We start from the raw sequence: 13,107 nt of genomic DNA on the forward strand, positions 1-13,107 counted from the left end.
ATAAGAATATGAAGGAGGCGGCGCATGGCTGCTGGTAGACTTGGCGAGTTTGAGCTGATTTACCAGTATCTTGCGCCGCTTGCTGTTGGGGCAGGGGCTGCGGCCTTGCGCGATGATGCGGCGACCTATTGCCCTGAAGCTGGTCATGAACTGGTGATCAGCAAGGACATGTTGGCGGCGGACCGACATTTCTTCGCTTGTGATCCGCCGGAAATGATTGCGCGCAAGGCGTTACGGGTCAATTTTTCAGATATTGCCGCCAAAGGGGCGCGGCCGAAGGCGGTGTTGCTCGGGCTTGGTCTTGGCGCCGATTTTACCGAGGATTTTGCCAAGAGTTTTTGCAAGGGCCTTGCCGAGGATCTGGTTGGCTATGGCGTGGAGCTGCTGGGCGGAGATACCATTGCCAGCGGGGCGGGGCTGATCCTTTCGGTGACGGCGTTTGGAGAAATGCCGCAGGGGTCTTGCGTGCGCCGCTTCGGTGCGCGGGCTGGCGATATTGTTTATGCGACTGGGACAATCGGCGATGCGGCATTGGGGTTGCAGCTGCGCCTTAAGAGCGATGCGGCGCAGCAATGGCGGCTGGACGGCGCGCGGCAAAGGGAGCTGCTCGATCGTTACTTGCTGCCAGAACCGAGAGTTGATGCGGCAAATGCTGTGCGGCTTTACGCTAATGCAGCGATGGATGTGTCTGATGGGTTGATTGCGGATCTGGCGCATATCTGCAAGCAAAGCGGCGTAGATGCACACCTTGATGTTTCGCAGGTGCCATTGAGCGCGGCTGCGGCGCAGGTGGTGGCGCAAGACACTCAAGCGCTTAAAACCGTGTTGACTGGCGGCGATGACTACGAAATCCTCTGCACTGTGGCGATGGAAAATACCGGTACCTTTGAGGCCGAAATGACGCGAGCGGGTGTTCCAGTGCGGCGTATCGGGCGGATGCTCGCACCTAAAGCGGGTGCGCAAGGGCGGGTGCAGCTGACACACAACGGCGCGGCGTTTTCCCTTGACAGGGAGGTGGGCTTTCGGCACTTTTAGCATTTGCTTGAATACCTCGCCTAAAGCCTCTTTCAAGGCCAGTTTCGTCCGTCCTCTTTTCATTTTTATTATTGTTGTTTTAGGAGGTCACCCCATGACTGCTTCCCTGATTGTTGACGACCGCCTTGCCAAGCGCAATACGGTGCTGCTTGCGTTTTTCCAAGCGATTTCCGGCTCCGGTACAACAGTGTTGTATTCCAGCGTTGCGCTGTTGGTTTCAGGTACCATGAGCGTTGACAAGTCTTTGAGTACACTACCGGTGTCGCTTCTGGTGGTCGGGACAGCTCTTGGCGCGTTACCGGCGGGTATGCTGATGCGTCGCTATGGCCGGCGCAATGCTTTTATGTTCGCCGGAATTATGAAAGCCTGCTGTTCTTTGCTGCTGGCCTATGCGGCCCTAGTGAGTGATTTTCTGCTGCTGTGTTTAGGCGTGACCGGGATTGGTCTTCTTGTTGCTGTATCTTTGCAAACACGATTTGCGGCGGCTGAGGGGGCATCTGAGGCGTTCCGCCCCAAGGCAATTTCCTATGTGATGCTGGGCGGCGTGATTGCTGCAATTCTGGGGCCGCAAACGATCATCTATACTAAGGACTGGTTCTCCCCGTTCGTCTTTGTCGGCGCCTATCTGGCTCAGGCTGCCTATTATTTGCTCGGGGCGTTGGTGATCTCTTTCCTGCGGTTGCCGCAGGTCAAGCAAGAAGAGGCGCAGGTCAAAGAAAAGGGCCGTTCGCTTGGGCAGATCGTTCAACGGGGGGATTATCTCATTGCTTTAGCGTGTGCGGCGCTCAGTTATAGCCTGATGACGTTGTTGATGACTTCTGCCCCTTTAGCAATGGTGAGTTGCGGCTTTAGCGAGTCGGATGCAGCCCTTGGAATTCAGTGGCACGTTTTAGGGATGTTTGTGCCGAGCTTCTTCACCGGATCGTTAATTAGCCGCTTTGGAACTACGCGTGTTATTGCCGCAGGTTTTGTGCTGACAGGGCTTGCCGGGGTGGCTGGTTTGACCGGTATTGAGCTGACAAATTTCTGGGGTGGCCTTGTTTTACTTGGCGTGGGCTGGAACTTTTCTTTTATTGGATCGACGCATCTGCTCACCTCTACTTACAGTGAGACGGAAAAGTCCACCGCACAGTCGTTTAACGATTTCATTGTGTTTAGCTGTGTGGGCCTTACGTCTTTTTCCTCTGGAAAGTTATTCTTTACCGCAGGTTGGGAAACCATCAACCTGATCGTGTTGCCGGTGGTGTTTACTCTGCTGGTTCTTCTTGTTTTTCTTGGGGTTAAGCGAATGACTTTGAGTAAGAAAGAGGGCTGATCGTTGTTTTGGGGTAGTAGTCGTATACGTACTACAGACGACTACCCCTTAAATCCTCCTTGACGGATAGTGCTGGGCATATACCGTCTTACCTATACGTATCTCCTGCTTGTCAGGTGCTGCGTTGTACTTTGCATCTATTCTAAATGGGTGCACTCGTAATCCTAGGGGAGGATTTATGACTGAACTGATTATTGCTATTGGGTGCGGACTATTGTCTGTCATCTACGGCGTCTGGGCGATCCGCAGTGTGCTGGCCGCTGATGCCGGGAATGCACGCATGCAGGAGATTGCTGGCGCCATCCAAGAAGGCGCGCAGGCCTATCTTTCCCGTCAATACACCACCATTGCCATTGTTGGCGTGGTTATCTTTGCTTTGGTGGCTTATCTGTTGTCATTTACCGTGGCGATTGGTTTTGCCATTGGTGCGATCCTGTCCGGTGCAGCTGGTTTTATTGGTATGCTGGTTTCTGTGCGTGCCAACGTGCGTACCGCGCAAGCGGCGAGCCAGAGCCTTGGCGCCGGTTTGAGCATTGCGTTCCGCTCTGGTGCGGTCACCGGGATGTTTGTTGCCGGTCTGGCGCTGCTTGGCGTGGCGGTTTACTACTACATTCTCACCGGGCCAATGGGGTATGAACCAACCTCGCGTGCGGTGATTGATGCACTGGTGGCGCTCGGCTTTGGTGCCTCTTTGATCTCGATTTTTGCCCGTCTGGGCGGCGGTATCTTCACCAAGGGGGCCGATGTTGGCGGTGACCTTGTTGGTAAAGTGGAAGCCGGTATCCCTGAGGATGATCCGCGGAACCCGGCGACGATTGCCGATAATGTGGGTGACAATGTGGGTGACTGCGCCGGTATGGCCGCTGACTTGTTTGAAACCTATGCGGTGACGCTTGTGGCCACAATGGTGCTTGCGGCGATTTATTTTTCCGCATCGGCGATGCTCAGCGCGACCATGCTGTATCCGCTGGTGATCTGCGGCATCTGCGGTGTTGCCTCTATTTTAGGGACATTCTTCGTCCGCCTTGGTCAATCCAACTCGATCATGGGGGCGCTTTATAAAGGCTTTATCGCGTCTGCGGTTATCTCCGCCATCGCACTTTACCCAATCACCCACTGGGTGTTTGGCGGTATGGATGTGCAACTGACCATGTCCAACGGCATCAGCTATACACCGATGGCGCTGTTTCTTAGCGGCATCACCGGGCTTGTGGTGACGGGGTTGATCATTTGGATCACCGAGTATTACACCGGCACCGGTTATCGCCCTGTACGCTCCATTGCAAAATCGAGTGAAACCGGACACGGCACCAACGTTATCCAGGGGCTGGCGATTTCTATGGAATCGACCGCACTGCCTGCGCTGGTGATTATTTTCGGGATCATTGTGACCTTCCAGCTGGCGGGCCTGTTCGGTATTGCCATTGCAGTGACCACGATGCTGGCGCTTGCCGGGATGGTTGTGGCGCTGGATGCGTTTGGTCCGGTAACGGATAATGCGGGCGGTATCGCAGAAATGGCCGAGTTGCCAGAGGATGTGCGCAAGACCACCGATGCGCTGGATGCTGTTGGCAACACAACCAAGGCCGTTACCAAAGGATATGCGATTGGTTCGGCCGGGCTTGGGGCGCTGGTGCTGTTTGCGGCGTATACGGAGGACTTGAAGTTCTTTATCGCCAATAGCGACCAGTTCCCTTACTTTGCCGGTATCGAAGCGGGCGCGCTCGACTTCTCCCTGTCAAATCCATATGTGGTTGTTGGCCTGTTCTTCGGCGGCTTGTTGCCGTTCCTGTTTGGCGGGATTACCATGACCGCAGTTGGCCGCGCTGCTGGTGCGGTTGTTGAAGAGGTTCGGGCGCAATTCAAAGAGCATCCGGGGATTATGCAGGGGACAGAGCGGCCAAACTACGGCCGGGCCGTGGATATGCTGACCAAGGCAGCCATTCGGGAGATGATCGTACCGTCACTGTTGCCGGTGCTTTCCCCAATAGTGTGCTTCTATGCGATCAGCGCAATTGCTGGTAAGGCCAACGGCTTTGCGGCGCTTGGCGCAATGCTGCTGGGTGTCATTCTCACCGGTTTGTTTGTGGCACTTTCCATGACCGCTGGCGGCGGCGCATGGGACAACGCCAAGAAGCACATCGAGGATGGCAATCACGGTGGTAAAGGCTCCGAGGCGCATAAAGCTGCTGTGACAGGCGATACGGTTGGTGACCCTTATAAGGATACCTCTGGCCCTGCCGTTAACCCGATGATCAAGATCACCAATATTGTGGCCTTGCTTATTTTGGCTGTGCTGGCTCACTAAGGGCGATAGTTGACTAAAGCGTTTAAAGGGCGGGGGAAAATCTCCCGCTCTTTCTTGTTGCTGATTGGGCTAGAGGTGCGGGCTGCATTTTCCCAGTCCATATTGCCCCAGTCGGGCAAGGCCCACGCAGGGCAGGGCAAAAGAAAAAGGGTTCCCTTGGTATCAAGGAAACCCTTTTGCCGCTTAACTAAAAGCAGTCGTGCTGTTACAGACGCATGGACGGGTTCTGGGCGCCGCGCAGGATTTGCGTCAGGAAGCCGTAATCGGCACCGCCAGTGCGGGTTTTGCGGTTGAGGTAGTCGACCACCTTACCATCTTCCAGACCATAGGAGCCCATGTCTTTGACGAAGCCTTCCTCGTCAAAGTAAACGGCGACGACGCGTTGGTCGATGATGGTTGGCTTGAAGAAGGCCACAGTCTCGGTTCGCTGGGAGATATAATAGTAGGCCTCTCCGTCCAGATCCGAAGTGGTGGAGGGGGTTCCCAACAGCAGCTCGACCTGCTCGCGGCTGGAGCCGACGCTGATCTCTTCGATGGCCTCGGTGGAGACCACGTGACCATGGGTCAATGACTGGGTAAAACATCCCCCAAGTGGCATGGCCAAAATGGCCACCAGCGCTGCACTGCGCGCAAAATTCAACATGCGTTACACCTTGTAGACTTGCAAATTGATCCAAAATCAATCATTCAAGCGAGTTCGAATTGCTCTTTTAATCAGTATGCGTATCGTGTTGGCAGCTTTAAGGCAACCACTGGTTCGCATGAGGATATTCGCAGTATGCTATTCAATTTTCTGCAGCGGCGGCGCTTGAAGCCGGTTTATGCGGCCTATGCCAGTGTGGTTGAACAGGCGCGCCAACCGGTTTTCTATCTGGATTATAAGGTGAAAGACAGCGCTGAGGGGCGTTTTGAGCTAATTGTGTTGCACTGCTTTTGTTTGCTTAAGCGGCTGGATGGCAACGGGGCACATGCCAAGCATTTTTCACAGGCACTGTTTGATCTGTTTTTTGAGGATATGGATCAAAGTATGCGTGAACTTGGTATTGGTGACGAAGGTGTGCGGCGGCGTATTCGCAAGATGAGCGAATCGTTTTACGGGCACTCCCTTGCCTATGCTGAGGGGCTGAAGGCGCCAGATGACACAAGGCTTGCCGATGCGCTGGCCAAGAATGTCTATGCAGATGAGGCGCTCAGCGGTGCCTTTGCCAAGGAAGCGAGCGCGCTTGCAGCCTATGTGCGCGGCGTCTTAAAGCAGCTTGCGGGGCAAGAGATAAAATCCTTGCTCAAGGGCGAGATTGTCTGGCCGCAGCCAGACGCGTTTTAATCCGCTATAAGCAGACAGCGAACAAAAGAAACCTAGGAATAAGTCGATGAGCGATACAGCCTATCCATTCTCGCAGATGTTTGATGTAACAAGGCTTGCGAACACGCCCAAGCATGTGAAAATCGAGTTGGACGAGCGTGCGCGTGCTGACTTGGCTAACACCTATGATCTGGCGGAGGTTGAGAGCTTCTCGGCAGAGCTGGAAGTGCGACCGTTCCGTCGCAAGGGGGCGGCGGTGCGCGGTTCATTATCTGCGCAGGTTACACAGAAATGTTCTGTGACGCTGGAACCTGTTCGCGAAACCGTCAACGACACATTCGAGCGGACGTTTATTCCCGAGGAAGCAGAGCGGCCACGGCGCCAAAAGGTTGATGAAGAGCTTGAGCTGCTGGTGGATGTTGAGGAGAAGGATCCGCCGGAGGGATTTGCCGGAGGCTCGATTGATCTGGGTGCTGTGCTTTGCGAGCACTTCGCGCTCGCGCTTAATCCATTTCCGCGGGCGGATGGGGTGTTGATGGACGAGAAATATGCGCCGCAACCGGAGGATGAAGCGCAGATAGAAGAGGAAAAACGGCAAAACTCGCCCTTTGCGGCCTTGAAGGCGCTTAAGGATAATTCCTAGATAGTTTGCCAAGGTTTGCGCATTCTTGCGGCGCTACCGGTTCGCACAGGCGCCGCGCGCTTATTCGCATGTAGACTGCGCATGTCCAGGGCAGGGGAACTACGCGGCCTCTTGCTTTGGCGGGCTTGAAGGGGTACATGCCGCATTAAAAGAATTGGAGCTGTTGTGGTTTTTTCTGCGCGCTCTTGCCGCTACGGCCACAATTATTAAATGGGACTACGCTTAGATATGCCTGAGAAAATTCGGATTTCACTGGACGCCATGGGCGGCGATAACGGGCTGGACACCGTTCTGCCGGGCGCTGATCTGGTGCTGCAGCGTTGCCCTAATATCCAGTTTAGCCTGTTTGGCAATGCGCAAGAGATCGAAAGCCGGATTGGTGCCTATCCGAAATTGGCAGCCACGGCGAAAATCGTAGATTGTGCGGTCTCCATTACGATGGACGAGAAGCCCAGCCAAGCGCTGCGCAAGGGGCGCGGCAAGTCTTCCATGTGGAATGCGATTGCGGCGGTAAAAGAAGGTGAGGCGGATGTCGCCGTTTCAGCTGGTAATACCGGTGCGCTTATGGCGATGAGCAAGTTCTGCCTGCGCACGATGGCAGGCATTGAACGCCCGGCGATTGCCGCGATCTGGCCTACTATGCGCGGCGAATCGATTGTGCTGGATGTGGGGGCGACTGTTGGCGCGGACGCGCAGCAGTTAATCGACTTTGCGATTTTGGGCGGTGCCATGGCGCGCTCTATGCAAGGGATCAGCCGTCCGAGTATCGGCTTGCTCAATATTGGTGTTGAGGAAGTCAAAGGCGTTGAAGAGGTGCGCACTGCAGGGCGGATGCTGCGCGAGATGTCTCCTGCCAATCTGGAATATGCCGGATTTGTTGAGGGGGATGACATTGGCAAGGGCACCGTGGATGTGGTGGTAACCGAGGGTTTTGCCGGAAATATTGCGCTGAAAACAGCCGAGGGAACGGCCAAGCAATTGGGAACCTATCTGCGTTCGGCTATGAAACGGACCTTGATGGCAAAGATCGGCTATCTGTTTGCCCGAGGTGCTTTTGAGCGCTTACGGGCAAAGATGGACCCGCGCAAAGTGAATGGCGGGGTGTTCCTTGGGCTGAACGGGATTGTTATCAAAAGCCATGGGGGCACAGATGCGGAAGGGTTTGCCTCTGCTGTCGAGCTGGCTTATGACATGGCAAAGAATAAATTGATTGAAAAAATCTCCGAGGATCTGGGCGATTATCATCGTGGCCGCTTCTCGGAAGACAACGTTTAAGTGGAAGGTGGCAAGATGAGCGCACGTCATTCGGTGGTATTGGGCTGCGGGAGTTACCTGCCTGAGAAAGTCCTCACCAATGAAGATATGACGAAATTCGTCGATACTTCAGATGAGTGGATCGTGCAGCGCACCGGTATTCAGCAGCGGCATATTGCTGCTGAGGGCCAGTACACCTCTGATTTGGCCGTTGAAGCTGCAAAAGCTGCGCTAGCTGATGCAGGGCTTGATGTTGAAGATATCGATCTGATTGTTGTGGCAACTGCGACACCGGACAATACCTTTCCTGCAACTGCGGTAGAAGTGCAGCAAAAGCTTGGTATGCGCCATGGCTATGCATTTGATTTGCAAGCTGTATGCTCTGGATTTGTTTATGCTGTAAGTACTGTTGATGCCTATCTGCGCGGCGGGCTCGCCAAGCGGGCGCTGGTGATTGGTGCGGAGACGTTTTCGCGCATTCTGGATTGGGAAGACCGCACCACCTGCGTTTTGTTTGGTGATGGTGCTGGTGCCATGGTGATGGAAGCGCGTGAGGGCACAGCGGAAGAGGCTGGCCGTGGTGTGTTGTCCTGTCAGTTGCGCTCAGATGGTAGCCACAAGGAAAAACTCTATGTGGATGGCGGGCCGTCTACCACACAGACCACCGGACACCTGCGCATGCAAGGGCGTGAAGTCTTCAAGCATGCTGTTGGCATGGTGACCGATGTGATCAAGGCGGCGTTTGAGGATGCCAAGGTCACCGCAGATGATCTGGATTGGTTTGTGCCGCATCAGGCCAACAAGCGGATTATTGATGCCTCAGCGAAAAAACTGAGCATAGCGCCAGAGAAGGTGGTGCAGACTGTGGCGCTGCATGGCAATACCTCTGCGGCATCGATTCCCCTCGCGCTTGATAGCATTGTGCGCGAAGGTAAGGTGAAACCCGGTGATCTGGTTATGCTGGAGGCCATGGGCGGCGGCTTTACTTGGGGCGCGGTGCTGCTGCGTTGGTAAAATTTTAGCTAAAAGGGCCGCTTCGCGAAATTATGTTGACCAACTCCGTTTAACTTTATACCGTATCCCTTTGAGAACTATCTATATATTCTTGTTGGGAAGTGGTTTTGGTTTTGGAGGGTTAAATGAGCAGTCATACGGTGACCCGTGCGGACTTGTGCGAAGCGGTTTATCAAAAGGTAGGTCTGTCACGCAGCGAATCTGCTGAGTTGGTGGAGCAGGTGCTTGCCGAGATTTCTGGAAGCTTGGAGCAGGGCGAGACGGTGAAACTGTCTTCATTCGGGTCATTTGTGGTGCGCTCGAAAGGCGAACGCATTGGCCGTAACCCGAAGACCGGTGAAGAAGTGCCGATCTCTCCGCGCCGCGTCATGGTGTTCAAGCCAAGCAATGTGCTGAAACAGCGGATTAACGAAGCGCTGCTGGAAGAGGTGGACGCTTAAACGTTTGCCGCTCATATCCTAAGGGTAACTCGTGGTTAAAACAGCCGAAGCCTTCAAGACAATCAGTGAAGTGGCGAGCGAACTGGATTTGCCGCAGCATGTGCTGCGGTTTTGGGAGACCCGGTTTAGCCAGATTTCGCCGATGAAGCGCGGAGGTGGGCGGCGCTACTACCGCCCTGAGGATGTAGAGCTGTTGCGGGGCATCCGTCATCTGCTTTACGGAAAAGGCTACACTATCAAGGGTGTGCAGCGTATCTTGCAAGAGCAGGGCGTGCGCTATGTGATGACCGTCTGGCGGGATATGGCCTTGCCCGGGGGGGGAGCGCCACTTACGCCCGTACAGTCTATGGGCGGGATGACAGACAGCGCCGCGTTGCCGCCAGTTGATGTGCAGACGGGTAATGGCGAAGGGCATGGCTCAAGCAGCACGCAGGGCGACTTAGATTTGTTTAGTAGCGGCGACGATGCCCACGAGCCACTTCCTGCAGGTGTGTTGCCGGATGACGCGCCGCGGGTGGACGGCGCCAGCGGCTTCCGGTTTATGGATCGGTTCCGCGGTGGAGAGCGCGAAGGGTTTGAGGCCGGGCCAGTTCGCGGCGTTGGCTTGAGCGCTGGTGATGTGGAGCGCTTGCAGGCTACTCTCTACGAATTACTGGAATGTAAGCGTAAGCTGGATCAGGTGAGTTAGTGCTAGGTGGTGGGTTTAACTAGCCCGTCTATGAGCAAAGAAACCATCTGGTTTACATAAACTACGCTGTTCTCGCCTTCTGTCATCGCCAAGTTTCCGATTGCCCGCAGAAGATCAAAAGGGGCCACTTCGCTTCGCAAGCTGCCAGCTTTTGCCGCTTCAGTAATCAGACCGGCTAATGCTGGCTCAAATCTAGTTTTGAAATATTCGGGAAGCTCTTTGTAGGCATCATCGCCTGAGTGCAGGGCGGCTGCCAATCCCTTTTTTGTGCTCATGAATTCAGCATATTGTTTTAACCAGCTGCGGAGTGCGTCCGCTGGCTGTTCATGCTTAGACAAAGTTGGTGCGGAACCGGCGCACACATCAATTTCGCGTTGAAACACAGCTTTTATTAGGTCTGAGTGCTTGGGATAGCGGCGGTAAAGTGTGGCAACTCCCACGCCCGCAGCAGTGGCAATATCCCGTACCGGGGCGTCAACTCCAGATTGCAGAAAAACTTTCTTTGCGGCAAGCAGCACAGCATCTGCATTGCGCTTTGCATCCACGCGTAACTTCCTGCCTTTGCCTAGCTGTTCATCAGATGTCATGGTGCTTCTCCTGCTGTTAATCGGAACAGTGTTCCGATTTTAGATTTTAGTATGTGTAACGTCGCTTTTTTTAAAAGGGGAAGTTCATGAATAATTTGATCACGAAGGCAGAAGTCTTGCCTATGAATAATGCTGTGCAAACAATTTCTATTGATCCGGTCATTCTAAAGGCGCCGTTTCGGCCAATTCCTATGCAATTGCGGATAACAGCCCCGGTTTCGGGAAGTGAACTGCCAATTGTGTTGCTGTCGCATGGTGCGGGTCCGTCCTTGTATCTTTCTTCAAAGGATGGGTATGCGCCGCTGGTGTCTTTTCTTGCCGGGCAAGGGTTTGTGGTTATTCAGCCTACGCACGCCAATTCCAGAGTGGCCGGGCTTTCGCATGAGCTGCCTGGCGCTCCGCTTTTTTGGCGGATGAGGGGCAAGGAGATGAAGCATATCTTAGATAATCTTGCTGTACTTGAAGACATGGTTCCCTTGATCGCGGGGCGTATTGATCATGATCGGGTTGCGGCAGTCGGTCATTCGAAGGGCGGGCAAACTGTTGGGATGTTGCTTGGCGCTAGGCTAACGGATCCAAACGACTTGGAGGCTATCGATGTCGATGTTTATGAGCCGAGGGTGAAAGCCGGTGTGCTGCTTGCGCCCCCAGGGCGCGGCGGTGATTACCTTAGTGATTACGCGCGCGAGAACTTTTCGGAGCTGAATCCTGATTACCTGCATCTAAAAACCCAGTCACTTGTTGTAATTGGTGATGATGATGTGAATCCGTTCATTACCGTGGCGGGTCCTGAATGGTAAAGGGCAGCTTTTGAGGATAGCGTAGGTGCCACGCATTTGTTGACAATTGCTGGTGCGAAGCATGGGCTAGGCGGTATTGCTGGCTATGACGCAGCAGAAACCGAAGACGAGGATCCAGATCGACTTGCGGTTGTTCAAAGATCTACCGGTGCCTATCTAAGATCTTGTTTGTATAGCGATAATGCTGGATGGCAGGAGGTGGTTAATACTCTGCAAGTGGATGCAAAAGGCCTAGCTCATATCGAAGTGAAGTCAGAGGTGGCTCGGTCCGCCGGGGCCTGTGGCAGCTGAGTTCACCTTGATGTGCCTTGGCAATACCGCTTCTTGAAGAAATTGCGGCGCATGCTGTTGCTAAGCCTGATCTGGGAGCCGGCTACACTGCGATAGTGGTGGGTGGTTTGATTTTTGATTTTAATTATGATCAGACCATCGGCCTAATCATCCGTTCTAACCCGTTCTGGTTGCGGCGCTGAACATGTCGCCAATACTGTAAGGAAGCGGGCTTTTGTCAATAACGCGAAAATGCCAAGGTCGTGCCCGGCCCGCTTTGGAAGAGTAGTTTTTGCAAGAGCATCAACACCCGCGTTCACGGCGAGTGCCCAAGTTCTTAACTCATCTATATGTTTCGTGTTGCCCCTATCAAGAGTAAAGAGCGGAGGAGATGCCGCAAAGCAACACGACACTACAGTGCAAGGGGCAAGCGCTGACTGGCGCTTTGGGCTAAATATCTGATGGCCCCAAAGCCCCCACATATGTGGAGGCTTTGGTGTGGTGTTGAAACGAGAGGTGTCTATAGGTTCTTTTTAACCATGGCATACGGATCTTTATTCTTAATTACGTGCCAGCCATCGTCAGAGACCCTCTCCTTGGCGCCTTTTTTTACTTGTGCGTAGACGGGCTCTTCTTCGGAGTGATCGGCAGTTGGTTCATAAGGAATATCGTAGATTACGTGATCAACTTTGTCTTGTCTTTCCAAGCGAGATGAGTTGGGTGTGTTTTGGATTTTTCCTGTAGATTTCATAGTGTAAAGTGGGTTTTCGAATTCGATTTTTTCGCCATTATCACTGCTACTATATAGATCATTGATTACGGTTTCTTTCGTGGCCGCGTTATAGAAGGAATTAAAGCTGGTTGCCTGTGGCAACTCATTTGTCGCTTCTTTTACCGCGCTGCGCAAACCGTCTATTAATGCGCTGATATCACCTACTTTGGCCGTGGTTGTCTTTCCTTGAGAAGAGCTGGCATTTTTGCTTTCAAGACCCGCATTGGCCATTGCCCGGTTAAGAAACTCTTCGATTTTTGGGTCTTTGTCGCTGCTGATCAACCCATTGAATTTGAGGGAATTTGTGATTTCATTTCGGGCTAAATTTTTGATTAGATTAAAACTATCGACTTTTTGCTCGTGTAGCTTGGCGCTCTTTGAGAAAGGGAGAAGAGCGTTTTTAATCGTGCCGCCGATACTGTTCTTGTCTTTAACATATATTTCATTGCCGCCATCTTTACCAAATCGCAACTGGGCATTCGAGTCGCCGTCGAGCCCCTCCTTGTGGAGTCTTCCTGCCAATGAGCTTAATGACATTGTGCTATTGGTGGAAATTGGTCCTGAAATGCCCATGATATATTCCTTTTAGGATTGCTTTTGAAGAGTTGTAATCACTGTGTCGAAGCTGAATTTAGAACAATACGTTACGGAGAATGTGCCCAAGGACACAATGTGGCA

15 protein-coding genes are annotated in these 13,107 nt (G+C 53.3%); 12 read left to right on the forward strand and 3 right to left on the reverse strand.

Features of this window, described 5'->3' with window-relative positions; genetic code table 11:
• The first annotated feature begins 24 nt into the window (after positions 1-24).
• The 3 genes from thiL (at position 25) to AYK82_RS11885 (ending at position 4,658) form a co-directional block, all read left to right on the forward strand.
• On the forward strand, positions 25-1,035 hold the full coding sequence (thiL, locus tag AYK82_RS11875) for a thiamine-phosphate kinase (RefSeq protein WP_068315983.1): 1,011 nt from the start codon (positions 25-27) through the stop codon (positions 1,033-1,035).
• A gap of 94 nt (positions 1,036-1,129) precedes the next feature.
• A complete protein-coding gene (locus AYK82_RS11880; RefSeq protein WP_068315986.1) occupies positions 1,130-2,350 on the forward strand; it encodes an MFS transporter in 1,221 nt (406 codons plus the stop codon).
• Positions 2,351-2,528: 178 nt separating this feature from the next.
• Positions 2,529-4,658: a sodium-translocating pyrophosphatase gene (locus AYK82_RS11885; RefSeq protein WP_068315988.1), complete on the forward strand. Its 2,130-nt coding sequence runs from the start codon at positions 2,529-2,531 to the stop codon at positions 4,656-4,658.
• Positions 4,659-4,863: 205 nt separating this feature from the next.
• Here AYK82_RS11885 and AYK82_RS11890 read toward each other — a convergent pair whose 3' ends face one another.
• On the reverse strand, positions 4,864-5,301 hold the full coding sequence (locus tag AYK82_RS11890; protein WP_068315991.1) for an outer membrane protein assembly factor BamE: 438 nt from the start codon (positions 5,299-5,301) through the stop codon (positions 4,864-4,866).
• A 135-nt stretch (positions 5,302-5,436) separates the two neighbouring features.
• Between AYK82_RS11890 and AYK82_RS11895 the strand changes: the two genes are divergently transcribed.
• From AYK82_RS11895 to AYK82_RS11925, 6 genes are all read left to right on the forward strand, one after another.
• Entirely contained in the window at positions 5,437-5,982 is a 546-nt protein-coding gene (locus AYK82_RS11895) for a ubiquinol-cytochrome C chaperone family protein (RefSeq protein ID WP_068316008.1), read from the forward strand.
• A gap of 46 nt (positions 5,983-6,028) precedes the next feature.
• The gene (locus AYK82_RS11900) at positions 6,029-6,604 is read left to right on the forward strand and encodes a YceD family protein (RefSeq protein ID WP_068316011.1); all 576 of its coding nucleotides are present in this window, start codon (positions 6,029-6,031) and stop codon (positions 6,602-6,604) included.
• Between the two features lie 228 nt (positions 6,605-6,832).
• Entirely contained in the window at positions 6,833-7,879 is a 1,047-nt protein-coding gene (gene plsX, locus AYK82_RS11910; RefSeq protein ID WP_068316017.1) for a phosphate acyltransferase PlsX, read from the forward strand.
• Positions 7,880-7,894: 15 nt separating this feature from the next.
• Positions 7,895-8,872: a beta-ketoacyl-ACP synthase III gene (locus AYK82_RS11915; protein WP_068316019.1), complete on the forward strand. Its 978-nt coding sequence runs from the start codon at positions 7,895-7,897 to the stop codon at positions 8,870-8,872.
• Between the two features lie 125 nt (positions 8,873-8,997).
• The gene (locus AYK82_RS11920) at positions 8,998-9,312 is read left to right on the forward strand and encodes an integration host factor subunit alpha (protein WP_068316022.1); all 315 of its coding nucleotides are present in this window, start codon (positions 8,998-9,000) and stop codon (positions 9,310-9,312) included.
• Between the two features lie 31 nt (positions 9,313-9,343).
• A complete protein-coding gene (locus AYK82_RS11925) occupies positions 9,344-10,000 on the forward strand; it encodes a MerR family transcriptional regulator (protein ID WP_068316025.1) in 657 nt (218 codons plus the stop codon).
• A 2-nt stretch (positions 10,001-10,002) separates the two neighbouring features.
• On the opposite strand, the gene AYK82_RS11930 is transcribed toward AYK82_RS11925, so the two are convergent.
• Positions 10,003-10,587, reverse strand: a complete 585-nt coding sequence (locus AYK82_RS11930; protein ID WP_068316028.1) for a TetR/AcrR family transcriptional regulator — start codon at positions 10,585-10,587, stop codon at positions 10,003-10,005.
• A gap of 86 nt (positions 10,588-10,673) precedes the next feature.
• Here AYK82_RS11930 and AYK82_RS11935 point away from each other — a divergent pair, with 86 nt between their 5' ends.
• From AYK82_RS11935 to AYK82_RS18005, 3 genes are read left to right on the forward strand one after another with little or no spacing between them, the layout of a single operon-like run.
• On the forward strand, positions 10,674-11,387 hold the full coding sequence (locus tag AYK82_RS11935; RefSeq protein WP_208976483.1) for an alpha/beta hydrolase family protein: 714 nt from the start codon (positions 10,674-10,676) through the stop codon (positions 11,385-11,387).
• Positions 11,388-11,423: 36 nt separating this feature from the next.
• Positions 11,424-11,678, forward strand: a complete 255-nt coding sequence (locus AYK82_RS18215; protein ID WP_208976484.1) for a hypothetical protein — start codon at positions 11,424-11,426, stop codon at positions 11,676-11,678.
• Positions 11,679-11,695: 17 nt separating this feature from the next.
• A complete protein-coding gene (locus AYK82_RS18005; RefSeq protein ID WP_156453340.1) occupies positions 11,696-11,860 on the forward strand; it encodes a hypothetical protein in 165 nt (54 codons plus the stop codon).
• Between the two features lie 317 nt (positions 11,861-12,177).
• On the opposite strand, the gene AYK82_RS11940 is transcribed toward AYK82_RS18005, so the two are convergent.
• Positions 12,178-13,002 (reverse strand): hypothetical protein, encoded by an 825-nt coding sequence (locus AYK82_RS11940; protein WP_068316030.1) that lies wholly within the window; start codon positions 13,000-13,002, stop codon positions 12,178-12,180.
• Between the last annotated feature and the right edge of the window lie 105 nt (positions 13,003-13,107).

Source organism: Polycladidibacter hongkongensis (assembly GCF_001561995.1).
Lineage (GTDB): Bacteria > Pseudomonadota > Alphaproteobacteria > Rhizobiales > Stappiaceae > Pseudovibrio > Pseudovibrio hongkongensis.